Origin of the sequence: Gaoshiqia hydrogeniformans (genome assembly GCF_049347105.1) — a bacterium.
GTDB lineage: Bacteria > Bacteroidota > Bacteroidia > Bacteroidales > Prolixibacteraceae > Gaoshiqia > Gaoshiqia hydrogeniformans.
Genome location: NZ_CP186334.1, coordinates 2144582 through 2170610, shown reverse-complemented (window position 1 = coordinate 2170610; position 26029 = coordinate 2144582). Strand labels below are relative to the sequence as shown.

Sequence of the window (26029 nt, the reverse complement as noted above, 5' to 3'; positions counted from 1 at the left end):
CCTAAATTTGGGGGTAATTATAGTACACCTTTTAATTAGAGTGTCCTTAATTAATCTCATGTCCTTGTCTGGATAGCTTAAAGGCGATTCACTGTATTTTATAGAACCAGTAATAATAGCTTTTCTGAGATTCATCTATTTTTAATTTAAGTTTGGTCTTGGCGTCTTTTAAATTTACCGCTAACGGTTGGCGGTATGAAATCGTTGGGGATTACGGAGCACTTCACTATCAAGGTACAACCAACTTTGATGCGAGAGACACTATTCGCATATCCACCTAAACCCCAATGTTTTATACCCGGTGTTGAACTAAATCCGCCTACGCGGATAGCTGTTTTAAAAGTACCCGATTCTTTCAGAACTTCGAGATTTTTAACCATTAAAATTTCTGAATATGAGAAAGAAATCGGGTTTAACTATCGTTGAGCAGGCAATTGTGCTTGTTCCTGAGTTTGAAAAAGTTGTCCGCAAGCTGGAGCAACAGGTTACTTTACGCGGACAAAGCAAAAGTACATTAAATAATTACATCCGCCGCATCGCCCTGTTTGTGGTCCATTTCGGGAAATTGCCCGAGCAGATCGATCCCGAAGAGATCAACGAGTACCTGGCAGCTTTGGCCCGCGATCCCCGCTCGCCTTCGCGCAGCAGTTTCAAGCACATGGTGTACGGCTTGCGCTACTACTACCGCCTGCTGGGATTGAACAAAAATGCCATTGCCCTGCCTTCGCTGAAAGGGAATACCAAACTGCCGGTTATCCTGAACCAGCAGGAGCTTAAAGAGCTTTTTACCGCGCCAACGCTTTTGAAACAACGGGTGGTGCTCACGCTGATCTATTCGGCCGGACTGCGCGGTCAGGAAGTAATCAACCTGAAAATCTCTGATGTGGATTTTGAACGTCGCACCATCCACATCCGCCAGAGTAAGTATAAAAAAGACCGCATCGTGCCATTGGGCGACAGCATGGCCGTGGGGCTGAAAAAGTACCTCAAAGCCGAAAACCCGCACATCTGGCTGTTTAACGGCAAAGAACCTGACGGCCGTTACAGTGTCCGGGGTTTATCCTGGGTGATGCGCGAAAACCTGAAAAAAACTTCCATTACCAAAGAGGTGAACCTGCATTCGCTTCGTCACTCCTACGCCACACATCTTTTGGAACAGGGACTGAACATTGTCACCCTGAAAGAACTGCTGGGCCATGCCGACATTACCACCACCATGATTTACCTGCACGTGGCCCAATGCACGCTGATCAAACCTCACAGCCCGCTGGATACGCTTTATGACTTTCCCAGGAAAAAGAAGAAGAAAAACACCGGTTCACCGAAAAATGAAGACAACCTTTGAACTGGCCGATGTAGTCCGTTTGTTCGGCGCTGAACTGGCTGCCAAAACAACGCTTACTCCATTGCAACTGAAAGTGCTGGATAAGATAGCTGTTTGCCGTACTGCCATGCTGGGAGGTCACGAAGAAGCCTGTGAAAACTGCGGAACCGTTCGCTACAGTTACAACAGTTGCGGCAACCGTCATTGTCCCAAATGCCAGGCTGCCAAACAGGCCTTCTGGATTGATGATCTGGTGCAAAATACCTTGCCGGTAAAACATTACCACCTGGTATTTACCGTGCCGCACCACCTGAATGCTGTTTGCCTGCATAACCAAAGGATGTATTACGACCTGCTTTTTTCGGCTGTTTGGCAAACCCTCCGCTCGTTTGGCTACTCGCATTTTGGTGTTGAAACCGGGGCGGTGGCCGTGCTGCACAGCTGGGGACAAAACCTTTCGCTGCATCCGCATATCCATTGCCTGGTTCCCGCTGCCGGGCATACCCTTGACGGACGGTGGAAAAACATCGGGCATTCGGGCACTTACCTTTACCCGGTACATCAACTAAGCAGTGCCTTTAAAGGCAGGTTCCTGGACAGCCTTAAACGGACTTTACAAAAACAAGACGAGCTTTCCCTCTTTAGCAGCCAGATAAAGCAGGCTTATCAAACAAAATGGGTGGTTCACTGCGAACCTTCGCTGGCAAACGCTGAGCACGTGGTCAGGTACCTGGGCCAATACACGCACCGGGTAGCCATTACCAACCAGCGCATTGTGAACATTGCCGGTGGCAAAGTGACCTTCCTGGCAAAGGATTATCGTGACAGGGCCATTAAAAAGCCTGTTACCCTGGATGGGGTTGAGTTCCTGCGGCGCTTCACACAACACATCCTGCCCCGAAGGTTTGTCAGGATCCGGCGCTTCGGTATTTACAACCACACCGTAAAGCGCAATCTCAAACTGCAATTTGTTTCCGAAGAAAAGCCGGACATTGACTCGGTAATCGAACGGCAACAACCGCCGGAAACCAACGTGGAACGTTTTGCCAGGCTGACAGGCGTAAATCCCTGTCTTTGCCCGGTATGCAAAACCGGAAGGATGGTAACCATCCGGGAACTGCCACGGATACGTTCACCGGCTTGGGGACAGATGGAGCAATCATTAAGGCGGTCATAATCACTAAATCACGTTACGCTCCCGGCGTATCCGGGAGAGGTATGCCCCCATACCGGCAAAAACACAAAAAAAGCAGGGCTTAAACATCAAGTCGCTGATGCAAACTGAACTGAAAAGCACAAAAACCTGCAACATGTCAATGAACGTCGGGCTCTTTCCTGCCCATTCTATCTGTGAAATCCAATAAAAACCTTCAATAAGTGCATAGCCCTCAGCCCGGCGGGTGTAGTTCAACCGGGAACAATCGCTGGGCGCTGCACGCCGCTCATGTTCCTATTTATTGGCAAACGTATTTCTATGATATCCAATCATCTAATACTTTTTTGATTATCCATTTATCAGCTTTTTTTTCAATCAAGACAAAGTAGCCAGCACCTTCACGATGAAAAGGATAAGTCTCAACTCTTAAAAGTCCATAGTTTTTCGTTTTGTCAAACAACACAGTTGATGTTGCGATTAATCCACCAAATCTTCGGTCTTTAATATCCCAAAAATCAGAGTATTTGTTTTTTAAATCAGATAGTAATAATAATTCATAGTCAGATGAAATATGAATCAATCCTATATTTAGCAAATCGCTTCCATAAATTGAATCAGTTTTATTATTGTCAACGATTATTCTTATCAACGTGTCATTGCTGTAAGTTCTATTTTTTAAATCATTAAGGTCAATAATCAAAGATGAATCAACTAATCCAATCAAAAGTCTTGAATCAAGTGAGTCAATCAAGTTTAATTTTTGTTCATGCTCTTTAAGAATCAAGTTTGCAGTAACAGTATCAATTCCTATAAAATTTGAATCTTGGTCATAAAGTGGCGGAGGAGGTGGAGGAATCAAGTTTGTTCTATTTATCCTCAAACTATCAATCAGCTGTGGAAAAATATCAGTTAGTACTTTCTCATTATCCGATTGATTTAATTGACAACTCGATAATGAAAAAAGAATCAAAATTAGATAAGTTATTTTTCGTGTAGTCATTCTCTTATATGTTTGCCAACGGTGCGGGTATGAAATGTAGCGGATTGCGTGCTGCTCCATTATCCACCGTTACAAAAGTTATTGCGGGCTTGAACACTCGCAAACCCCTGAAACCGCTATGTTTTATACCCGGTGTTGAACTAAATCCGCCTACGCGGATAGCTGTTTTAAAAGTACCCGATTCTTTCAGAACTTCGAGATTTTTAACCATTAAAATTTCTGAATATGAGAAAGAAATCGGGTTTAACTATCGTTGAGCAGGCAATTGTGCTTGTTCCTGAGTTTGAAAAAGTTGTCCGCAAGCTGGAGCAACAGGTTACTTTACGCGGACAAAGCAAAAGTACATTAAATAATTACATCCGCCGCATCGCCCTGTTTGTGGTCCATTTCGGGAAATTGCCCGAGCAGATCGATCCCGAAGAGATCAACGAGTACCTGGCAGCTTTGGCCCGCGATCCCCGCTCGCCTTCGCGCAGCAGTTTCAAGCACATGGTGTACGGCTTGCGCTACTACTACCGCCTGCTGGGATTGAACAAAAATGCCATTGCCCTGCCTTCGCTGAAAGGGAATACCAAACTGCCGGTTATCCTGAACCAGCAGGAGCTTAAAGAGCTTTTTACCGCGCCAACGCTTTTGAAACAACGGGTGGTGCTCACGCTGATCTATTCGGCCGGACTGCGCGGTCAGGAAGTAATCAACCTGAAAATCTCTGATGTGGATTTTGAACGTCGCACCATCCACATCCGCCAGAGTAAGTATAAAAAAGACCGCATCGTGCCATTGGGCGACAGCATGGCCGTGGGGCTGAAAAAGTACCTCAAAGCCGAAAACCCGCACATCTGGCTGTTTAACGGCAAAGAACCTGACGGCCGTTACAGTGTCCGGGGTTTATCCTGGGTGATGCGCGAAAACCTGAAAAAAACTTCCATTACCAAAGAGGTGAACCTGCATTCGCTTCGTCACTCCTACGCCACACATCTTTTGGAACAGGGACTGAACATTGTCACCCTGAAAGAACTGCTGGGCCATGCCGACATTACCACCACCATGATTTACCTGCACGTGGCCCAATGCACGCTGATCAAACCTCACAGCCCGCTGGATACGCTTTATGACTTTCCCAGGAAAAAGAAGAAGAAAAACACCGGTTCACCGAAAAATGAAGACAACCTTTGAACTGGCCGATGTAGTCCGTTTGTTCGGCGCTGAACTGGCTGCCAAAACAACGCTTACTCCATTGCAACTGAAAGTGCTGGATAAGATAGCTGTTTGCCGTACTGCCATGCTGGGAGGTCACGAAGAAGCCTGTGAAAACTGCGGAACCGTTCGCTACAGTTACAACAGTTGCGGCAACCGTCATTGTCCCAAATGCCAGGCTGCCAAACAGGCCTTCTGGATTGATGATCTGGTGCAAAATACCTTGCCGGTAAAACATTACCACCTGGTATTTACCGTGCCGCACCACCTGAATGCTGTTTGCCTGCATAACCAAAGGATGTATTACGACCTGCTTTTTTCGGCTGTTTGGCAAACCCTCCGCTCGTTTGGCTACTCGCATTTTGGTGTTGAAACCGGGGCGGTGGCCGTGCTGCACAGCTGGGGACAAAACCTTTCGCTGCATCCGCATATCCATTGCCTGGTTCCCGCTGCCGGGCATACCCTTGACGGACGGTGGAAAAACATCGGGCATTCGGGCACTTACCTTTACCCGGTACATCAACTAAGCAGTGCCTTTAAAGGCAGGTTCCTGGACAGCCTTAAACGGACTTTACAAAAACAAGACGAGCTTTCCCTCTTTAGCAGCCAGATAAAGCAGGCTTATCAAACAAAATGGGTGGTTCACTGCGAACCTTCGCTGGCAAACGCTGAGCACGTGGTCAGGTACCTGGGCCAATACACGCACCGGGTAGCCATTACCAACCAGCGCATTGTGAACATTGCCGGTGGCAAAGTGACCTTCCTGGCAAAGGATTATCGTGACAGGGCCATTAAAAAGCCTGTTACCCTGGATGGGGTTGAGTTCCTGCGGCGCTTCACACAACACATCCTGCCCCGAAGGTTTGTCAGGATCCGGCGCTTCGGTATTTACAACCACACCGTAAAGCGCAATCTCAAACTGCAATTTGTTTCCGAAGAAAAGCCGGACATTGACTCGGTAATCGAACGGCAACAACCGCCGGAAACCAACGTGGAACGTTTTGCCAGGCTGACAGGCGTAAATCCCTGTCTTTGCCCGGTATGCAAAACCGGAAGGATGGTAACCATCCGGGAACTGCCACGGATACGTTCACCGGCTTGGGGACAGATGGAGCAATCATTAAGGCGGTCATAATCACTAAATCACGTTACGCTCCCGGCGTATCCGGGAGAGGTATGCCCCCATACCGGCAAAAACACAAAAAAAGCAGGGCTTAAACATCAAGTCGCTGATGCAAACTGAACTGAAAAGCACAAAAACCTGCAACATGTCAATGAACGTCGGGCTCTTTCCTGCCCATTCTATCTGTGAAATCCAATAAAAACCTTCAATAAGTGCATAGCCCTCAGCCCGGCGGGTGTAGTTCAACCGGGAACAATCGCTGGGCGCTGCACGCCGCTCATGTTCCTATTTATTAGCTGTAGTTATTAGTCCTTTAACATTCTATATCCTAAATTATTCCATTTAGATAAATCACTCATAGTCATATTTTTTGAAATCATCTCTGATAGTTTATCATAGCTTTCATCGTCTGTATATTTCATTCTCCTATAGTTAGCACCAATTCCCGAAAAAGCTATTGGAAAGAATTGATGCCATTCGATTTCTGAGTTTGGAAATTTAAATAACCAACCACCATTTCGTGGAAAGAGTTTATTAAATGAATCAAATGCATTTGGAATTTCTTCTACTGGGATACCAGTCCTATCGGAAATTAACTCATATTCTTTTTTTCTGAGGTCTGTTAATATAAAGCCTCCCATTACATAAGTGAAAAATTGCCAAAACCTTGGATACAAGTGAAAGTACTTATCTTTTATTATTAATTCTAATCCTTCTTTGATTGTATTTGGCAAAATCAAATATTCAAGCTCGGTTAGGAAATCGGTATCATCATAATTACCTCTTAACTTTTCGATTAAGTGCTCAATTACACATTTAAGTATCGTAATTCTTGCAATATGTTCCACATAAAGAGTTATCTGTAAAATGCCTTCTTTTGCTTGATAGAAAGTATCGCTATAACAGGAACCTCCTAATTCTGAAACTTCATCATCAAAATCACCACCATTTAATTCATGACATGTTTTAGCGGTAATATTTTTAAACTTTTTATAATATTCAAACAATTGATTAATCCTTCTAATGGGGTCTCTTGAGAAAAAAGACCCGCTATTTATCTTAAAGAAATAATCATCTATAGCTGGGTAACATTTTAGTTTATTCTCTGCTTTATAATTCTCTTTTTTCAGCTTTTTTAATTCCTTAAGCATTTTTCGTTCAAGTAAATAAGAAAACCGTATAGTTTCAATTTCTTTTTCTTCAGGCTGTATTAATTATGCTTCCCCCCATCCTTAGGACAGGATAAATATAAAACTAAGTTTGATGATAATGATGATGCAATGGTGTTAACAACCGGAAATAACTCGCAGAGAAGCGGAGAGTTATTCTGGTTATTAACACCTTTTCTTTTTTGGCTACTTTTTTCTTTTGTCAACATCTCTGGTTTTTGTTTATAACTCATCAGGCTGCCTGGAAAATCTCTGCTGGAACCTGGTAAGCCAACGAACTATGCCGTCTTTGTTGATTGTAATAATGAAAGTATCGTTTCAGCCCCATATAGAGTTCGGGCCCCGTTTCATAGGCATTCAGATAAATATCTTCGTATTTCAGGCTGCGCCACAGTCTTTCAATAAAGATATTGTCCGTGGCACGGCCCCGTCCATCCATGCTGATGGTGATATTTTCACCTGTCAGAAAACCGGTGTACAACTCGCTGGTAAACTGGCTGCCCTGGTCTGAGTTGATTATTTCGGGCTTGCCATGTTGGCTGATAGCCTCTTTGACCGTCTCCAGTACCCATTCGGATTCCATCGTGTTGGACAGGGACCATCCAACCACAAAACGGCTAAAAAGGTCAATAATGGCCACCAGGTACAAATAGCCATGCCTGACCGGAACATACGTGATATCGATCCCCCAAACCTGGTTGGGCCGCTCAATGACAAGGCTGCGCAGCAAATAGGGATACTTCTTATGCTCTTTACATCCTTTTGAGGTATGCGGGCCCGGAACGATTGCCGACAAATCCATCAACCGGTATAACCTGGCTATCCGCTTATGATTGACCTGAAACCCCATATCCCGGACCAACCATTGGGTCATCGACGGAACTCCCATATAGGGATGTTTCAGGTAATGCTGATCGATCAGTTTCATCAATTCAAGGTTGAAGGCATCTTCTTGCTTTTCCTGTAAATTATAATAGTACCCGGAACGATGAATGCCCAGCAGTTCACACTGCCGCTTGATACTGAGCTTGTGGCGGGCCTTGTCAACAATCTTGCGCCGCTCTGCGGGACTGGCTTTCATGACAAGGCTTTCTTTAAAAAATCAATCTCTACCTTTTGCTGGCCAATCACCTCGTACAGCTTCTGCTTTTCCTTGTCTTCCGATTTGTCACCCTTGGTTGATCCTTCCGAAAAAACAACTGAGGATTTATTTAAAAACTCCCGCTTCCAGTTGGTGATCTGGTTGGGATGAAGATCATAACGCTTGGCCAGTTCCGCGATGCTTTCCCTTTCTTTCACGGCTTCGACGGCCACCTTGGCTTTAAATTCTGCTGTAAATTTCCTTCTGCTTTTCATAGACAACAATTTTAATAATTTCAAATTAATTCTGTTGTCCTAAATTTGGGGGTAATTATAAATAATAGGTGTTCTAAAACCTCTTTTGTTTTATCTAAATCAGAATTATCAATTAGTTCTATGCTTAGTTCATTAGCTTTATCCTTAAAGTAGCTAATACTTGGTCTTGACCTTTGTACAATTAAGCAACCGCTTTTATAGTTTAGGTAAGTTAACCAGCCCCTAATTTTAAAAATATCACCAAATCCCCAGTCACCACTTTTAATCTCAATCAATAGATTATCGGCACTGTCTGTCTGGAAATTCGTCGTCAGAATATCTAGTTCCAGTAGTTCTTCAACTTCACGTTGTATGATTTTCTTTTCAATATATAATCCGCCCGCTTGAAGATATGCACACAAGTAATCTTCGTAATCTTCATCTTTTGGAATTTTAACTAATTCTATTGCGGTCGTTTTTTCAGGCATTGTTGATTTTTTGATTAATTACAGCTAACGTCTGTGTAAATAACTCATGTATTATATATCCACTATATGCTGTGGTCTGCAACCGTTTGTTAATCTACGCTTTATCTTTTAAAATTACGTCTAAAGGACTTTTAATTTTTGCAAGAGATTTTGTGCTCACATGGGTGTAAATCTCCGTTGTTTTGCTCGATTCATGTCCCAATATAGTTTGTATGTAACGAATGTCAACGCCTTGTTCCAGTAAGTGAGTGGCAAATGAGTGCCTCAGCATGTGTGGTGTTACGCGTTTCTTTATCCCGGCTTTCTCCACCGCTGCATTCAAAATCCGCGCTATGCTGGTCGTACTGTATTTACTCCGGTTTGACCCTTCAAACATCCAGTAGTTCGGTTTGCATCTTTTTAAATAGCGCTGCAAAACAATACTGATCGAATCCGATAAAATACTTGTCCGGTCTTTCTGCCCTTTGCCGCCTCTAATGTATAAAATATGTTTATCAAATTGCACATCCTGGATACGCAAATTAATCAATTCGCTGCGCCGTAAACCGGCAGAATAAATGGTACCTAAAATCGCTTTGTGCTTCAAATTGGATGAAGCTTGTAAAATCGCCAGTACTTCATGTTCCGACAACACTTTAGGCAATACAAAGCTCCTTCTCGGACGCTCAATATCATAGAATTCTTTAGGCCGTCCCATCACCTTCTCGTAGTAGAATTTGATCGCATTGATCCGCTGGTTTTGCTGGCTTGGTGATATCCCATTCTCCCGGATCAGCCATAAGATATACCGGTTAATCTGGTCTTTGGTCACCTCCGTCAAATCAAACATGTGAAATATAGCCGCAAAATCACGCATATAACTGGTATAAATTTTTTGCGTATTGGTGCTGTACCGCTTTTGCTGAAGCATCTCCAAATACCCATTGGGAAGTTCAACCTGATTGATTTTTGACGGCAAAGAAGGGGATGGTGGCTCAACAGCAATATCTCCTGTTTTCAGCCCCGAATAATCCACCCACGCCGTTCTCCTGAATGTTTCAAAAAACCGTTGAAGGTCAAACTCATTTTCGGGGATGTACCAGCTTTTCAGGCTTTGACTCCATCGCGCGCCGGGCAACTGCCTGATGAGTGCGCCAAGTTCCGGGTTATAATCAAAAACAACAGCAATCACCTTCCCCAGGCGATGACTGGTCCTGCTGAGCGTTATGGTTCGGCGATGGGGCATGGGCCTGTTTTTTTACCCATGCAAGTAAACAAAATAAGAAACAGGTTTTGCTTATCAGGGAAATCGCTTTTAAACTTTGAGTACTTTTTCTCTGTAATCGTCTTTCAGTGCAGCAAAGAGCCTTTTCTTTTTTTTGGATGCTTTAAGTGATGGTTCCTTTTCGAGCAAGGCCAGGGCAATTTTGGCAATAATATTAAAGTTCCTCGCTGAGTAATCCTTCTTTTTTAATAAGTTATCCTCGTTGAATACCACGTCCAAAGACCAGTGCAGGTTATTTTCTACTGCCCAATGAGAACGGATAGCCTGGTTTAGTTTTGCCGGGTCTGGTTTCAGGGAGGTAATGTAATACCTGGTTTCTTCACTGGTTTGCCCTGTTTGTTTAATATACCGTTCGCTCTTGATTTGTACCACCGACCGTATCCCCTCCCATTGTTCTTTCTCGTCCATAAAGTCCAGCTTCCCGGTGGCACGGCATGTCCTGGTTTCAACTCTTCCATGTCCGGCATCAATTGTCTGGTCCTGGGTGCAATCTTTCTGGATACGGAATATTTTCTCAACCTGTTCTTTGAGTTCCTTTTGATTGTCTTTCACCATTAAAATGTAGTCGGCTTTTTGCCCGATGATCTTGCGGGCAATTTCTTTTTGGCACCCCATCGCGTCAATGGTAACGATGCACCCTTTGATGGCAAGTAGTTCAAGCAACTGTGGAATGGCCACAATTTCATTTTCTTTCTGGTCAACCCCAACCTGGCCCAGGCATAAACGGCTTTGTGCGGCATAGGCAGAAACCACATGCACTGCTGATTTGGGTATACCCAACCGGCCTGAACCGCAAATGCTTTTCCCGTCAAATGCAATAACCTCCCCTTTGGTCAGATCAGAAATAGAGTTGACCCAGGCCATGAAACATTCATTAAAACGCACCGGGTCCAACCGGCAGAAAAGCTTCCCGAGAACATCATGGGACGGTATTCCGTGCTTGTAGGGAAAAAAACGCCGGAGCCACTCCAGCTTCGCCTTGCCAAACAACTGGATAGAGACCCATTCTTCTGCACCGCTGATCACAGCAGCAATAACAAGAAAAAGTATCTCGTCGAGCGGGTAATAAAAATGGCCTTTGTTTGTTCTGCGGGGATCTTCCAAGGTAGAGAAAAATTGTTGGAAAACATTTTGTTTAGTACGATTTTCTGCGTTTTGAACAGTCATTTTTTTGACGAAACCCAAAACCGTGATAAATATAGTAATAATTATTCAAGCTATGAAGAACATTAATATTTTAAAAGCGATTTCCCTGTTTTGCTTATAAACAATATAAACCAGCTAATTTATATTTCGTCTAAATAAACTTCTCGCGTTTTTGCAGGTTAAACAGCCCGTAAAGAATAAATACGATGGCCCCGACCACCAGGAAAATCCGGTTTTTCAGGGCAATGCCTTCCCAAATCAGCTCATTCATGTTGTTGGGTACGTCAAAAGGGTTCAGAAACAGGTTCCACATGCTTCGTTTCACCGCATCCTGGGTAATAAGCGCCAGCACCCCGATGATAACCATCACTACGGCAGTACCGTTCCCGTTTTTAATGATGGTGGAAAACATGAAGGCCATACTCCCGAGAAAAAGCACGGGGAACATGATTTGCCGGGTCATTTCAAACAGGTCGACCGGGGTTAGGAACAGGTAGCTCAGCGCCGCGAATCCGTAAAGGATAAGAAATACCAGGACAAACACCAACACCAGGCGCACCAGCCACACCTTATACCGGTAGTCGGGTATGCCAAACAGGATTTCGAGGATCCCGGCATCCACGTCATTTTGAATACCGAAGGTCATCGGGTAAAAGATAAGCAGGATTGCCGGAAATACCAGGGTATTGTACACGAAAACCTCGTCGGGAACTTCGCCGTTCACCACGGCCATAATGGCGATAAACACATAAAAGGCCAGGGCGGCAAGCAAAAACCAGATAAACCGGCCGGCAAAGATGATCCGGAAATTATAACGGATCATCTGTCCAATCAGGTTAAGCGTATTTTTTATTTTTCGTTTGTCCATTTTTTTGAACGATTATATTTTTTTAAGTCATTCCGAACTTGTTTCGGAATCTTTTCCTCAAAGAGATGCTGAAACAAGTTCAGCATGACCTTTATTCGGTAAAGGTATCCAGCAGTTGGGTGCCAGCCGCCGGTAGCAAGTCTATCTTAAATCTTTAATCAAACACAAATAGGCATCTTCGAGCAGGGGCTTGGCTTCCACCGCTTCGGGGGCCGGTTTTTCGGCCGACAGTACACGCACCCGGATATTTTCGCCCACCCGCATGTGATGCACCACCATGTGTTTATTAGGCATCCGGTCGAACTCAGCCGCCGGCACTTCGTATTGCCACACCAGCTTGTCGGCCAGGTCGACCATTCCGATAGGGGTTCCGTGGTATTTCACCCGCCCGCGGATGATCACGGCCACCTGGTTGCACGAGCTGGATATGTCTTCGATAATATGGGTCGAAAAGATGACAATCCGTTCGCGGCTCAGCTCGACCAGCAGGTTGCGGAAGCGGATGCGTTCGCGGGGGTCGAGCCCGGCGGTCGGTTCGTCAACCACCAGGATCTTCGGCAGGTGGAGCAGAATCTGGGCAATCCCGATCCGTTGTTTCATCCCGCCCGAGAATGAACCGATTTTATCATCCCGGCGATCGTACATATGAACCGCTTTCAGCACATATTCCAGCCGTTTTTTGCGTTCTTCCACATCGGTCAGGCCTTTCAGCAAGGCCTGGTATTCCAGGTAATCCCAGGCCGGCATATTTTCGTAAGTGCCAAATTCCTGCGGCAGGTAACCGATTAAACCCTGCAATTCTTCCCGTTTTTCCTGCGTATCGATGCCGTTAATCCAGATTTTCCCGTAGCTCTGTTCCAGGATGCCGCAAATTGTCCGCATCATGGTCGATTTACCGGCGCCGTTGGGTCCAAGCAAACCAAACATACCGGTACCGATTTCGAGCGATACCCCGTTTAAGGCTTTAAACGGAACGCGGCGTTTACCAATTACCGGAATTTGCTTTACCAGCCGGTAGGTGGCGCGTCGCAGTGAGCCGAAACGCCCGGTAATCCGGTCGATATTTACCTTTTGCTCGTACAGGCGTTTGGCCGTGACCGAGATGAGCAGTCCCAGGTACCAAAGCACCGCGAAAGCTGCTACCAAACCCATGTATTCGGTTTTCAGGTAAAGAATAACCAATTCGGCGAGGGGCAAAAACCAAAACAGGAAACCCGAGCCGTATTTTTTCAGAAGAAGGAAAATTCCTTTTTGTGTGTCCCGGTGACGGTTTCCGAGGTAAATGGCCAGCGGCTTCCAGATCTTGTTCAGGTACAGGTAAACCATCAGCATCATAAAACTGATCCAGATGGCCGGTTCCAGGTAAAAGAAGGTGAAGTAAATGAAAAAAGCCAGCAGGGGCAATTGCCAGATTAACTGGTCGAATTCGCGTATGGAACGGTATTCTTTTTCGAGGCCGGCCCGGCGACGGATATGCAGTCCCCCGGTCCACTCGCGTGAAAAACGGCCCGGGCGGTCGTAAATCTTCACCAGGTTTTGAATGACAATCCGTACTTTCTCATCCGGGGCAATCAGGCGGGTAGCCGCCTTTTTCAGGCTGTTTAACACAAACCAGGTGACTCCCGGAATCAGGACCACGGCCAGCACTGTATCAATCATTTTCCAGATAAAGCTATCCACTTCAACATAAATCCAGACAAAAGCAGCCGTGATTAGTACCAACTGAAAAGCGCGCAGTTTCCAGTTTAGTCCCCGGAACCATTCCAGGGCGTTCTCCAGCCCCGAATAAAAGGTGGGGATGAAAATCAGGGTGAGTACGGTGCTTAGCGCCAGTCCGCCAATCACGATAATGGCAAAGGGCGCGCCGATTACGCTCACGTATTCGGCCTGCCCCAGGGCCAGCGGAACCATGGCCACAATGGTGGTGATGGCCGTGATCAGGATGGGCCTTACGCGCGACAAACCAGCCGTCATCAGTGCCCGGGAGCGGCGGTAACCGCGTTTACGCAGGATATTGCTGTAATCGATCAGAATGATCCCGTTGTTGACCACCACCCCCAGTAAAATCAGGAACCCGATCATCGTATTGGCATTAAACAGGCTGTTGCCGGTAATGATCAGCCCCAGCAGCGACCCGATAGCCGCCAGCGGAATTGAAAACAGCAACACAAACGGCGTAACCACCGACTCGAATACCGAGGCGAGGATCATAAAAATCAGTACAATGGCCGCCAGGATCAGGAAGTAAAATTCTTCCAGCTCATTTTCTTCATGAATCACCTCGGCGGCAATGCCCGCCGGGAAAGCGTAACCGGCAATCAAGGCATCAATTTCGTATCGGTACGACTCCAGCAAATCTTTCGACGATTGCGCCTCGTTCACCAGCCGGTAAGTAATCGTAATTTGTTTTTCCTGGTTCACCCGGTTAATCCCAGACAAACCGCGGGCATAGACCAAACGGGTAAACTCCTGCAAATCGTGCAGGCCCCCGGCGCCGTCGGCCACCTGTAACAGCTTCAGGTCGTCCATATTCCGGGTGGTATTCTCTACTTCTTCTTCGCCCTGTTTAATGATGATTTCGTACTCGTCGAGTCCCTGTTTAAACATGACGCCGGTGGAGATTTCCTGCGAAAATGAATTCAGTTCGCCCGAAACCTGTTGCATGTTGATGTTGTATTCGGTCATCAGGAGCGGATCGAAAATCATGTGCACTTCGGGCCGGTTATCCGAAACATTCAGCGATACCCGCCGGATCATATCCATATTCTCAAGAAAATACTGCAAGTCTTCGGCCACTGTTTGCATCAGGGTAAAATCCTGTCCTTTCAGCACAATTTTTTCTTCTTCGCTGCCAATCCCCAGCAGGCGCTGGAAATTGCCCATCATGTTACGGCTTCCGCCACCGAAATTCCGGTTGGTTTGTTGCTGTTCAAACGAAATTTCAGCCCGGCCCAGGTTTTTGGTCAGTTCGCCGATCGATGCTTTGATCTCGGCAAAACTGCGCCCTTCCACTTTTTTGTAATCTTCGACCAGCTTCACGGTAACCGAAGCCTCTTCTTCTCCAATCCGGCTGATCACATCCAGCTTTTCTTTCACCTCTTCCAGCTTCTCTTCGATCTTTTGCACGGTTTCATCCGTTTTCTCAAGGCTCGATCCCGAGGGCATGGTCACATACATCTGAATCTGGTTTTCCTCCACTTCCTTTAACGAACTGACACTGACGGACAGGGCAATGAAAACCGTGAGGAAAAAGACAACGACAGCGCCCAACACCGTTGCGGCCGGGTTACGCATGCACGATTTCAGCAAAAGCATGTACACCTGCACCATCCGGTTGTTGGTGGTTAATTTTTCGAAGGTAATCCGGTCTCTCCGTCTTCCTTTTAAAATGAAATGAACGCCCATCGGCACAAACAACAAAGCGACCACCAGCGACACCAGCAAGGTGGATATAATGGAAACACCGACATTTTTCCCCAACATTTCAATCAGGTAGTTCGACGAAAACACGAAGGGGAGAAACACGGTAATGGTGGTTAGCGTGGCAGCCACGATGGAACGCCACACCTCGGTAGTCCCCTGGGTGACCGCCGTATCCTCGTTCATCCCCTTTCCGGCCAGGCGATAAATATTTTCGAGCACCACCACGCTGTTATCCAGCAGCATCCCGATGGCCAGCGCCATGCCTACCAGGGTGAGGCTGTTGAGCGTAATGTTGTAGGCATAAAAGAAGTTGAATGCCGTAAACACCGAAACCGGAATAGCCAGCGCGATAAAAGCCACGATCCGCACATTCTTCAGAAACATCCACAACACGAACACCGCCATCAGGCCGCCAACAAGTGCCAGGTTAATGATCTCGTCGATATTTTTTTCCATGGTCTCGGCCGAGTTATTCTGAATGACCAGTTCAATCTCTTTGGACTTCAGCTTACTGTTTAGCCGGGCAATCACTTCTTTGGTTTTGTCGGACAGGGCAATCTGGTTGGCCTGCGAATCGTTGATCAGCTGGATGGTTATCGCGTCCAGGCCGTTGACGCGGCTGTAGCTGGTTTCTTCTTTGACGCCAAAGCGGACCTCAGCCACATCTTTCAGCAGGATCGGCCCTTCGGCCACCACCAGGTTCTCGACATCCGACACCTGCTGATATTCGGCGGTAACATGAACAAACCAAAGCTTGTCTTTTTCCTTCAGGTTGCCGGCATATGTGCGCGACCGGGCATTTTGCGACAGCTGCGAACGAATGCTTGCCGGCGTTATTTTATAGGCCTCGCAGGCCGCTTTGTTCAGAATAATTTCGATGGATTTCTCCTGCCCGCCATAGACATTCACCCCGGCAATTCCGTCAATATTTTCCAGATCGGGGGCTACCTCCTCGTCCACCAGGTTGCGTACGCGGTCAATCCCTCCGCTGCCCCGCGCCTGCAACTCCATAAACTGGTTGTTCATTTGCCCCAGGTCAACGCGGTTCACGCTCACGCGGACGCCATCGGGCAAACTGCCCTGCATTTCGTTGATCTTCTCCTGTAGCTTCAGGTAGGCAAAACTGAAATCAACATTCTTCTGGTAATACACCACAATTGTTCCCCGCCGGGAGGTCACGTTCGACTCCAGCGACTCAATTCCCTCCATCGTTCCAATGGCGCCTTCGAGCGGAATAACAACCTGGCTTTCCAGGTAGGCCGGATCGGCTTCCTGGTTTGAGACCGCCTGAACAAACAGGAAAGGCAGTTCCGCGTTGGGCAACAACTCCATTCCCAGCTGTTTATATGACACGTAACCCAGGAGGGTCAGTCCGGTAAACAGCATACTGATCAGGGTCTTTCTATCGATGATGAACTTCACACCTTGAATTTTTATTTTTATTCGCAATCATTCAATTCTGAGCTTTCTTTTACCGAAAGAGAGCCACACGACAGGGTCAGCGCCGCGACAAACGGTCTTTGACGGTTTCAAAGATCTCGTACACGCAGGGGATAACCACCAGGGTGAGCAAGGTTGACGTGATCAAACCGCCGATTACGGCCAGGGCCATTGGCGAGCGCAGGGAGGCGCTTTCACCGGTTCCGAGCGTGAGCGGGAACAGGGCCAGGATGGTTGTCAGGCTCGTCATAAAAATCGGGCGGATGCGTTGCTGGCCGGCCTGCATAATGGCTTCGCGGCGCTCCATCCCGTCTTTTCGCAACTGCAGGATCCGGTCGACCAAAATGATGGAGTTGTTCACCGCGATACCTACCAGCATGATGACCCCGATAAAGGCCATCATGTTAAACGTTTGATTAAACAGGAAAAAGACCAGGACCGAACCGACAACGGCCAGCGGAATGGTCAGCAAAATGGTAAAGGGGTGCAGCAACGACTCGAACTGGGAGGCCAACACCATATATACCAGGATAATCGACAACAGCAGGGCAAACTTCAGGCTTTCCATCGATTCTTTCCGTTTTTCTTCTTCTCCGGTCACTTTTACCTGGTAATCTGCCGGGATATCCATGGGCTCAATAGCCGTCTGAACTTGTTTAACCGCCTGGTCGAGCGGCATATTTTTTTCGAGCTGTCCCGTAATTTTTCCAATCCGGTTCTGGTTGCGGCGATAAACCTCTTTCGGCGATTGACCGATTTTAACTGAAGCCAACTCATTCACCAGAAACACCTGCCCGTTGCCGGTAATCCGCAGGTCGTTCAAACTGTTCAGCGTTTGGTCGGGCAGTTTCAGGGTAATGTCGCGCATTTCGCCCTGACGTTCCACCTGGCCGGCCACTTTACCCATCAGCTGGTCCTGGATTTGCGAAACAATATTGGCGACGCTTAGGTTATACATTCCTGCGCGCAAACGGTCGACCACAATTTCCACCTCGGGTGAACCTTCTTCGAGCGACGATTCGAGGTTATAAATGCCCGGAAGCCCGGTTACCCGGCTTTTCACCCCGGCAGCCAACTCCTCAATCAGGTCGAGGTCCTCACCCTGGATTTCGATCACCAGCGGGGGCTCGTCAGTACCCAGAATGCTTTTCAGGGCTGTTTCATCCTGCTTATAGCTGATCTCCATCCCGGGAATTTCGCCAATGGCCTGGCTGATGCTCCGGATGGCCGAAGTGGAGGGCAGGCTACCCTCCGGTTTCAGCAAAATCTTGATGGTCGCGGTATTTTCACCTTCAAAAATGGCAGTTGCCGAACTGCTGATCCCGCTGGTAGGCCCCACGTGACTGTATAGCGATTCGAGTTCGTCGCCTAACAATTCGGTTACCATTTTTTCGAGGTTTTCAACGGCATCGGAGGTCCTGGCCAAACGTGTTCCTTCAGGCATCCGCACCTCCATACTGAATTCGCGGGTTTCGGTTTTCGGCATAAATTCCACCCCGATAAATGGAATGAGCAACGCCGACCCGCCAATCAGAATCAGCATCAGGAAAACCACCAGCCACCGGGCGTTGATGACTTTATCCAGAAAGCGGCCATAACCTTTCACCTGGACCGAACGAGCCCGGGTCTTTACTTTTTTCTGATAGAACAAATTGAAGAGCATGGGGATCAGCAAAATAGCGACCACCAGTGACGAAAGCAGGGAGAAGGCCACGGTCCAGGCCTGGTCTTTGAAGAGTTCGCCCGAAGCCCCGTGCAGATATACGATGGGCAGGAACACGATGATGGTGGTAATGGTGGAAGCCGTGATGGCCCCGCCAACCTGCGAGGTTCCTTCGATGGCCGCCTCGCGCACCGACATGCCGTTTTCGTGGTTGCGGAAGATGTTTTCCATCACCACGATGGCGTTGTCGACCAGCATACCGGCGCCCAGCGCCAGACCTCCCAAGGTCATAATATTCAGGGTCAATCCGTTAAAATACATCAGGTTGAAGGTCGCGATCACCGAAACCGGGATGGCAATGCTGATAATCAAGGTACTTCCCAGTCGCCGTAAAAACAGGAACAGGATGAATACAGCCAGCACAATACCCAGTAAAGCCGAATTTTCCACTTCCTTAATCGCTTTGTTGATGAACATCCCCTGGTTGGTAATCACCGTGAAGTGATAACCGGGCAGGGCTTTTTCGATGGAACCGATGGCTTTATTGATCTCCTCAACCGCCTTTACCGTGTTAAACCTGGTTTCTTTATAGATGGAGAGCCCCAGGCAACGGGTTCCGTTCAGCCGGACAATATTATCAGGTTCTTTGTTCTGAAAGCTCACGTTCGCCACTTCGCTCAGGAAAATCGGCGCATAAGCGGCAGTTGTTTGACCGGCAACCACCCGTTTGTATCCCACAATGACATTTTCAAAATCGCTAAGGTCTTTTAACAGGCTAACGCCTTTTACCACGTAGCGCAAGCCCATTTCTTCAATCGAACCGCCGGAGATACTTTGGTTCATCGCCGAAATCCGGCTGCTGATCTCGTCGAGGCTTAGGCCAAAAGCATCGAGCAAATACCGGTTGGTTTCAATCAGCACTTCCACATCCTCGGAGCCTGAAACCTCTACCTCGGCCACTCCCTCCAAACGAACAAGCTCGTTGCGGATGTAATTCTCGGCTACTTTCCGCAATTCATTCATGTCGTCAATCGAGCTGTGGCTCAGCCCGATCAGCATCACCGGCGAGGTATTCGGGTCGTGCTGGGTGATATTGATCGCATCGATACCGGCATTCTGGGCGAAGGACGAAACCGCCTTCTGCAAATCCAGGAAGGCATCGTCCATATTTTTATTCCAGGCATATTCCACGGTAATCTGGGCGCTGCCCACCTTCGAAACCGACGAAACCTGCAGCACATCCGATTGGCGGATAGCCAGCGCTTCCAGGTTTTCAACAAACTGTTTCTCTATTTCTTCGGGCGGACGCTCTCCCGATTCCAACTCGATGAACAAACGCGGGTTGTTCAGGTTTGGAAACAGGTCAATCCCCAGCTTGTCGTACGAGATGTAGCCCAACAATACCACGCCGAGCACAATCATCAGGATGGTTACCGGGTAATTGACCGAAAATTCGCTTAACTTCTTCACGGATTAACCCTTTCTATTTGATGATTTTAACTTTTGAACGGTTCCGCAGGGTTTCGAAGCCTTTCACCACCAGGCGGTCGTTTGCTTTCAGCCCCGAGGTAATTTCTACCTTGTCCTGGGTTTCGTAACCAAAGGTCACCTGTTTTTCTTCGGCGGTGCCTTTCACCACAATAAAAACCGACTTGCCGCGCTGATTGGAGAGGATCACGTTTTTGGGGATTACCACCACGCTGTCGCGGCGATCCAGAATAATTTCGGTTTGAACAAACATGCCGGGGCGAAGTTTCAACTGGTTGTTGTCAACCACCAGCTTTCCTTTAAATGTGCGGGTTTCGGTGCTGATTGCCGGCGAAAGCTCATTCACGCTGCCATGCAGGGTGTCGTTGGGCAGGGTATAGTTCGTCACCCGGATCGGCTGTCCTTTTTTGACATCATTGATATATTTTTCGGGCAGGTTGACCTCCATCTGCAATTTTTCGTAACTCATCAGGGTTACGGCGGGCGTGGCGCTGGCCACCTTGGTTCCCTGGGTCACATAGGGCAATTCGGTGATGATTCCCCGGAAGGGCGCTTTCACTTTCATTTTCTCAACCTGAATATGGGCCAGCTCGTAATTGTTACGCGCATTGACCAACGAAACCTCGGCATTGCTTAATTCCCGCTGGGTAACCCCACCCTTGTCAAACAGCGATTTTTGTTTGGTATACTCTTCCTCCGCAATTTTGAAGTTGAGTTCCTTCGCTTCCATCCCCAGGTTGTTCAGGAATTCCTTATCCTGCAATTCGATGATCAGCTGTCCGTTTTCAACCACATCGCCTAAAGCAAACGGCCTTCCGGTCCGTGAGTTGGTAGCCAGAAAATAGTTTCCGCTCATTTCGGTTGATAAGCTGACCTCTTTCGAAGCAGTTACCGTACCGGTTGTACCAATGGTTTGTTCGATGGAACCCAGTTTGAGGTCTTCTACCGATACAGGAATGGCCAGGTCGGTTTCGGTATCGCTGCCCGGATTGCTGCAGGCCACCATCCCCAGCAGGCCTAAGATAGCCAGTGATTGATATGCTTTTACTTTCATAGGTTTCGTTTTTTATCGTGTGACTGTTTTTATTTCTTTTTGATGATTTCTTCCGGAACAATTCCCTGCCTTTGTTCAAAGTCGAACAGGGTTTGAACTTTCAGGTTGAGCAATTCAATTTTGTAATCGATCAGCGACTGGGCATAAGCCATTTTCTTTTCCGAAAGCTGCGTCTGGAACAGGTTCAGGTCCATACTGGTCAGGTCGCCGTTGGCGTACCGTTCGAGGTTGATTTCGTAAGTCAGTTGGGCATTACGCTCGCTTTGTTCTGCAATTTCAATCTGGTTCAGCAAATTTTGCAGCCTCCGGTACACCTGCCGGATATCAATAACGATCTGCTTTTTCTCTTCGTCGAGGGTAAGCTGCTGACTTTTGATGACAGCCTCCTGGGCTTTTATCCGCGATTTCTTTTCGCCCCAGTCCCACAACGGCACGTTAAATGAAACAGAAACCCGCGGATTATTGGTCGGATTATCATAAATGTTTCTTAAGTTCGAATTATCGCCGATAATCCCGATCGATAAATTCATATCGCCCGAAAATTCATTTAACGATTTGGTCCGGATCAGGTCAAACTGAGAGCCTTCGACCGCGATCTCGCGCTGACGGATTTCCATGCGGGAACTCAGACCGTAATTAATGGCTTCCTGCAGATTAATCTCAACCGGATTAACATCCACATTGGTCATCACCATAATTTCGGCAAAAATATCCATCCCGATGTATTGTTTAAACTGGTCTTTATAATTTTCGAGCGTTACTTTTTTGTTTTCCAGGTTCGAACGCGCCGAGGCAAAGTTTAGCTCGGCCTGGTAAAGCTCCTCGCGGGCAGCGAGCCCGGCTTCCACCTTATTCTTGGTAATTTCGAAGCTTTTTTCGGTATTCGAAAATTCGTCGCGTGAAATATTCAGGCTCATTTGCGCCATATACACGTTGTAGAAAAACTGGGTCACCTGTTTCTCGAGGTTCAGCTTCTGCATGGCATAACTCAGGTTCGAATTTTCGAGGTCGAGTTCCAGTTCCTTCAACTGAAGCCGCAACCTGTTGTAGGTAAACAAGGGCTGCGAAAGGCTCAGATACAGGTTGTTGGTGAACGCCTCATCGGTCTTTCCGCTGTAATCGTTAAGACTTTTCTGCCAGCCAAAGCGGTTAACCAGCGCGATGGTCCCGTCGGTGACCAGAATGGGCTGCGATACGGTAAAAGTACCGGACGAGCCGAAGCTTTCGTTGGTATACCAGGTCGACGAAAAATCGTCGAAGGTGCGGCTACGGCTGTAATCGACCGGGGTAAGGCTTAAAGCAAGCTTGGATTTCAAAGCGGCCTTCTGCGCGTTCAGCGATTCCTGCGAACGTTCGAGGCTAAGCAATGACCGCCGGATATCCGGGCTGTTCTGCATGGCAATATTCAGCGACTTCTGCAAGTCAAGAATATCCTGGGCCAGCAGGAAACTTCCGGGAAGTACGCACAGAAGCATCAGCAATTGAATTTTAGGGAAAAGGGTTTTCATACAGATGTATTTTATTGGATATTTTTTCATACCGGTTCTCATCAATTTTGCCTGATCAGTTTAATGGCATCGGCCACCACCATCCGGGCTTGGGTTTTATTCGACAGCTCAACAACAGCGGTATCGGGCGAAAAATAGAAGACACCGAGGTGGTTCCAGCCTTCGTCGGCCGATTTCAGGTTAACCAGCGCTTCTTCGTCGCCGTCATCGTGGTGAATGGTGTAATGGTATTCTCCTTTGTTATCGTCGCCGCCGCGCCGGCCAAACCGCCGGGTTTCCTTGTATATGTATGCATAAACGTCATAAAACCCGCCCTCATCAATCGGGATATTCCAGCGGGCCAGCTGATCTCCTTCACCCGAACGGATGTAATAGGCCGAACGAATGTAAGCCCCGTAAAATCCCGAATTGGTCGTGAGCGTCCAGCTGCGGGGAGGCCTCCAACCGGAAAAGCCGGCATACTGGCCAACGCTCTCTTCCTCAGGGACCAGCCATTTGCGGAGCAGACTGGTTTCATCCAGGCGGGTGATCACGAATGAGGGGTCTTCATTATCGAGGATGATCTCGTTATCTTCGGCGATGCGTACCGGGATATCGACTATTTTTTCCCCTTCCCCGGGAATCGCTTTTTTATCTTCTTCCAGGTTTTCGAGCGGAAGACGGATCTCCGACGGGATATTCCGCGATGTCAGCGTGTTGATGGTGGCCCCGCGCGGACTGCCGTTTAATAAAAAGCTAACCTCCTTGGTTTGGTTGCCTTCCAGGTGAATCAGCTTGCTGACGGTTTCAGACGAACCGCCGCCCATACGTCCTCCAAATCCGCCGCCCAAACGAAAATCGACGGAAATGATCCCTTCCACCTGTTCGGTATTGCTTACTTTAAACTTGACCATAGTTTTCAACTGGTCTCCGTCGAGCACCTTAACGGCTTTTACCTGGCCAATCAGGAATGCAGGCAGCTCTTTCCGGCTAAACCAGCCTTCCATGTACGGAATCAGGTCGATGCCGAAACGCTCCGATACGGCATCGTTAAAATCTTCAATACTGGTGGTTCTAAATTTGATCTCATTCAGGTAATTATACAGGAAATCCTCGAATTCGGCATCACCGGCCTTTCGCTTGATAATGGAAAATAAGGCTTTTCCCTTTAACTGGATCACGTTGTCGACCAACTGCAACTGAGCGGGATCTTCCAGAATTTCTTCGAAACTTTGTGTCAGCAGGGCCAGGTTTGCCTTTTCATTCTCAGACATGCCCTGCATGTCGCGGACAAAGCCCATACGCGGACTGTCGCTACCCCCTTTTTTGTAACTCTCAAACACGCGGTCGGTAACCGGCCAGCGATCCGAGTGAATGTAGTAGGCGTAGTTATAAAACAAGGGAAACAGGTAATAGGCGTTGGGCTTTTCCTCCACCTGCATTTGTCCCTGCGAGCGCCTGAAATCGGGGCGTCCCTGTTCCTGTGTAAACGAGGACAAAAAGTTTTGCATAATGCGGATCTTCTTCTCCTGCGGGGTCATCTCCTGCCCGCTGTCGGGGCCAAAGCGCCGCCTCCCTTCCATCCGTCCGTAAAAGTCGGCGTCGCCAACCAGCAGGCCCTTTTCTGCAAACAAAATCATTTCGGGCTGTACCTGCTCGCTGGCGCCTGTCAATACCCGGCTATACGAAAAATACTGTACCGGGACTTCAACCAGTGAAAAACGTTCAAAAGGGTAATACATATCCACCCCGCGCTCGTAGTCTTCAAGCGTTTCAAGGATCACAGACGGGATGGTATCTTTTATTTCTTCAAAGAAGGATGAAAAATAATCGTGCCCTTCCCTGACGAACAGGTTAAAAGCCAGTCCGTCAATATCAACGGTCTTCTGCTCGTACTTCCCGATTGACAGGGAAAGCTGCGAAAGCGGATGCGACGGCGTAAATACAAAGCGGTCTTCGTCGCGCTGAACAGCTCCCTGCGAAACCGCCGTTAAACCGGCTTTGGTTTCAACCTGCAGCCGGTAATTGCTGAACTGACGGGCAAACCACTGGCTGTTTTTTGTTCCGAAACCGGCGCCGGGGATGGGGTACCAGTTGTTTTCGCGGGTAAGCAACACATAGTCGGGCGTGATAAAAGCATATCGCTTATCAATCTGGTACATGAAATTCCGGAAGGCTTTCATGCGGGTTTCGTCATTTACGTCGAGGTAACAGGCGGCTTCGTTAATTTTGCCTTCGTAAGTAAAAACCAGCCCGGCCTGTTGTCCCGGTTCCAGCGCCAGCCCGTCTAATTCCACCAGGTTCAGTTTCCGTTCGAAAGGTAGCGGGGTCCCGTCGCGGCTGATCCCGCTGAGAACCAAACCCGGGTTCAGGGTGAAAATCACTTTTGAAACCGGTTCGCGGTGATTGTTTTCAATGCTGATCCGGCTTTCGCACGAAATTGTTTCGCCCAGATGTCTCAGCCTGATGTCGTAATTTTTTACCTGAACCGGTTTAATATCCGCATACTGATCGTTGAGGCTGATCATTTCGCTGCGCAGTTTCTGATCGGTCATAAATGAACTGACATGCCGGCGCCCCAGGTAAGCTCCGGCCACGATGCACAGTGTGCCGAGAACCAGCGAAATATAACGCATACGCTCCGATTGCGGTAGCCGCCGCAGCAAAATAATGGTAAAGAAAATACTGCCCAACCCCAGGAAAAAGTACATGCCCCGGTGGACCAGAATGGTCTCCAGATTTCCGAAGCCGACAAAATCGGAAAAAGTCAAGGGGATATTGAAGGCCATGTAATCGAACAGGTAATATACCTTATCCTGCAGATAAAACAGCGAAACAGCCACGTAGCCCAGCAAAACCACGAAAGTGACTGCCTGGTTCCGGATGACCGACATGAGCAGGAAGGATAAACCCATGATGAAAATCAAGGTGGGCACGCTGATCAGCAAAAAGTAATACAGGTAGCTTTCCCAGTTTACAATGACGTTTTTTGAGATCAGGTTGAAAATCAGGGCAATCGTCAGAATAATCAGGTTGAGAACGATAAACACCGCCAGGTTTCCAAGTGTTTTTCCGATCACATATTCCCCGTTTGTCATGGGGCGCATGTAGATGACCTCGGTGGTATCGAGTTTTTTGTCCCGTTTCAGAAAGTCGGAGGCAAGAAAAATCGCGATAACCGCCTGCACTACGTTCAGTAACAGCAGGTTCACGTACGGGATCAGCGAAGGCAGCGCTTTCATGCTCCATTCGCCCACGCCCCCGTTCGACTGAATCAGCACGCCAAGGTTAAAAAAAGTAAGGATAACCATCGACAGGATCGCGAAAATCCGGAAAAACCAGCTTCGCAGTAAGGTTTTGGTCTCGTACAGGGCAATTGACCGGATATGATGAAAGGAAATCAT

17 protein-coding genes are annotated in these 26029 nt (G+C 47.7%); 4 read left to right on the top strand and 13 right to left on the bottom strand.

What is annotated here, in order from left to right:
- Positions 1 to 394: 394 nt before the first annotated feature.
- Entirely contained in the window at positions 395 to 1345 is a 951-nt protein-coding gene (locus tag ACOIT5_RS08710; protein WP_423127384.1) for a tyrosine-type recombinase/integrase, read from the top strand.
- Positions 1329 to 2501 carry an IS91 family transposase gene (locus ACOIT5_RS08705; RefSeq protein ID WP_423127385.1) on the top strand — a complete coding sequence of 391 codons (1173 nt, stop codon included), beginning with the start codon at positions 1329 to 1331 and terminating at the stop codon, positions 2499 to 2501. The genes ACOIT5_RS08710 and ACOIT5_RS08705 overlap by 17 nt, the downstream gene beginning before the upstream one ends.
- 295 nt (positions 2502 to 2796) lie before the next feature.
- On the opposite strand, the gene ACOIT5_RS08700 is transcribed toward ACOIT5_RS08705, so the two are convergent.
- On the bottom strand, positions 2797 to 3480 hold the full coding sequence (locus ACOIT5_RS08700) for a hypothetical protein (protein ID WP_423130080.1): 684 nt from the start codon (positions 3478 to 3480) through the stop codon (positions 2797 to 2799).
- Between the two features lie 225 nt (positions 3481 to 3705).
- Between ACOIT5_RS08700 and ACOIT5_RS08695 the strand changes: the two genes are divergently transcribed.
- Complete coding sequence (locus ACOIT5_RS08695; protein WP_423127384.1) at positions 3706 to 4656, top strand: tyrosine-type recombinase/integrase; 951 nt, start codon at positions 3706 to 3708, stop codon at positions 4654 to 4656.
- Positions 4640 to 5812: an IS91 family transposase gene (locus ACOIT5_RS08690; protein ID WP_423127385.1), complete on the top strand. Its 1173-nt coding sequence runs from the start codon at positions 4640 to 4642 to the stop codon at positions 5810 to 5812. Before ACOIT5_RS08695 ends, ACOIT5_RS08690 begins: the two co-directional genes overlap by 17 nt.
- Positions 5813 to 6105: 293 nt before the next feature.
- On the opposite strand, the gene ACOIT5_RS08685 is transcribed toward ACOIT5_RS08690, so the two are convergent.
- The 12 genes from ACOIT5_RS08685 to ACOIT5_RS08630 all read right to left on the bottom strand — a co-directional run bounded on the left by ACOIT5_RS08685 (position 6106) and on the right by ACOIT5_RS08630 (position 26029).
- On the bottom strand, positions 6106 to 6951 hold the full coding sequence (locus ACOIT5_RS08685; RefSeq protein ID WP_423130079.1) for a hypothetical protein: 846 nt from the start codon (positions 6949 to 6951) through the stop codon (positions 6106 to 6108).
- Between the two features lie 250 nt (positions 6952 to 7201).
- Positions 7202 to 8050: an IS3 family transposase gene (locus tag ACOIT5_RS08680; RefSeq protein ID WP_423126433.1), complete on the bottom strand. Its 849-nt coding sequence runs from the start codon at positions 8048 to 8050 to the stop codon at positions 7202 to 7204.
- Positions 8047 to 8325 (bottom strand): transposase, encoded by a 279-nt coding sequence (locus ACOIT5_RS08675; protein WP_423126434.1) that lies wholly within the window; start codon positions 8323 to 8325, stop codon positions 8047 to 8049. The genes ACOIT5_RS08680 and ACOIT5_RS08675 overlap by 4 nt, the downstream gene beginning before the upstream one ends.
- Positions 8326 to 8345: 20 nt before the next feature.
- Entirely contained in the window at positions 8346 to 8792 is a 447-nt protein-coding gene (locus tag ACOIT5_RS08670) for a hypothetical protein (RefSeq protein ID WP_423130078.1), read from the bottom strand.
- A gap of 94 nt (positions 8793 to 8886) precedes the next feature.
- Positions 8887 to 10017 (bottom strand): site-specific tyrosine recombinase/integron integrase, encoded by a 1131-nt coding sequence (xerA, locus tag ACOIT5_RS08665; protein ID WP_423130077.1) that lies wholly within the window; start codon positions 10015 to 10017, stop codon positions 8887 to 8889.
- A 69-nt stretch (positions 10018 to 10086) separates the two neighbouring features.
- Positions 10087 to 11223 (bottom strand): ISAs1 family transposase, encoded by a 1137-nt coding sequence (locus tag ACOIT5_RS08660; RefSeq protein ID WP_423126340.1) that lies wholly within the window; start codon positions 11221 to 11223, stop codon positions 10087 to 10089.
- A gap of 130 nt (positions 11224 to 11353) precedes the next feature.
- The gene (locus ACOIT5_RS08655; RefSeq protein WP_423130076.1) at positions 11354 to 12070 is read right to left on the bottom strand and encodes a hypothetical protein; all 717 of its coding nucleotides are present in this window, start codon (positions 12068 to 12070) and stop codon (positions 11354 to 11356) included.
- Positions 12071 to 12211: 141 nt separating this feature from the next.
- On the bottom strand, positions 12212 to 16915 hold the full coding sequence (locus ACOIT5_RS08650) for an efflux RND transporter permease subunit (protein WP_423130075.1): 4704 nt from the start codon (positions 16913 to 16915) through the stop codon (positions 12212 to 12214).
- A gap of 76 nt (positions 16916 to 16991) precedes the next feature.
- Positions 16992 to 20066, bottom strand: a complete 3075-nt coding sequence (locus ACOIT5_RS08645) for an efflux RND transporter permease subunit (protein ID WP_423130074.1) — start codon at positions 20064 to 20066, stop codon at positions 16992 to 16994.
- Positions 20067 to 20079: 13 nt separating this feature from the next.
- Positions 20080 to 21138: an efflux RND transporter periplasmic adaptor subunit gene (locus tag ACOIT5_RS08640; protein ID WP_423130073.1), complete on the bottom strand. Its 1059-nt coding sequence runs from the start codon at positions 21136 to 21138 to the stop codon at positions 20080 to 20082.
- 29 nt (positions 21139 to 21167) lie between these two features.
- A complete protein-coding gene (locus tag ACOIT5_RS08635) occupies positions 21168 to 22646 on the bottom strand; it encodes a TolC family protein (protein WP_423130072.1) in 1479 nt (492 codons plus the stop codon).
- A gap of 41 nt (positions 22647 to 22687) precedes the next feature.
- The gene (locus ACOIT5_RS08630; RefSeq protein ID WP_423130071.1) at positions 22688 to 26029 is read right to left on the bottom strand and encodes an ABC transporter permease subunit; all 3342 of its coding nucleotides are present in this window, start codon (positions 26027 to 26029) and stop codon (positions 22688 to 22690) included.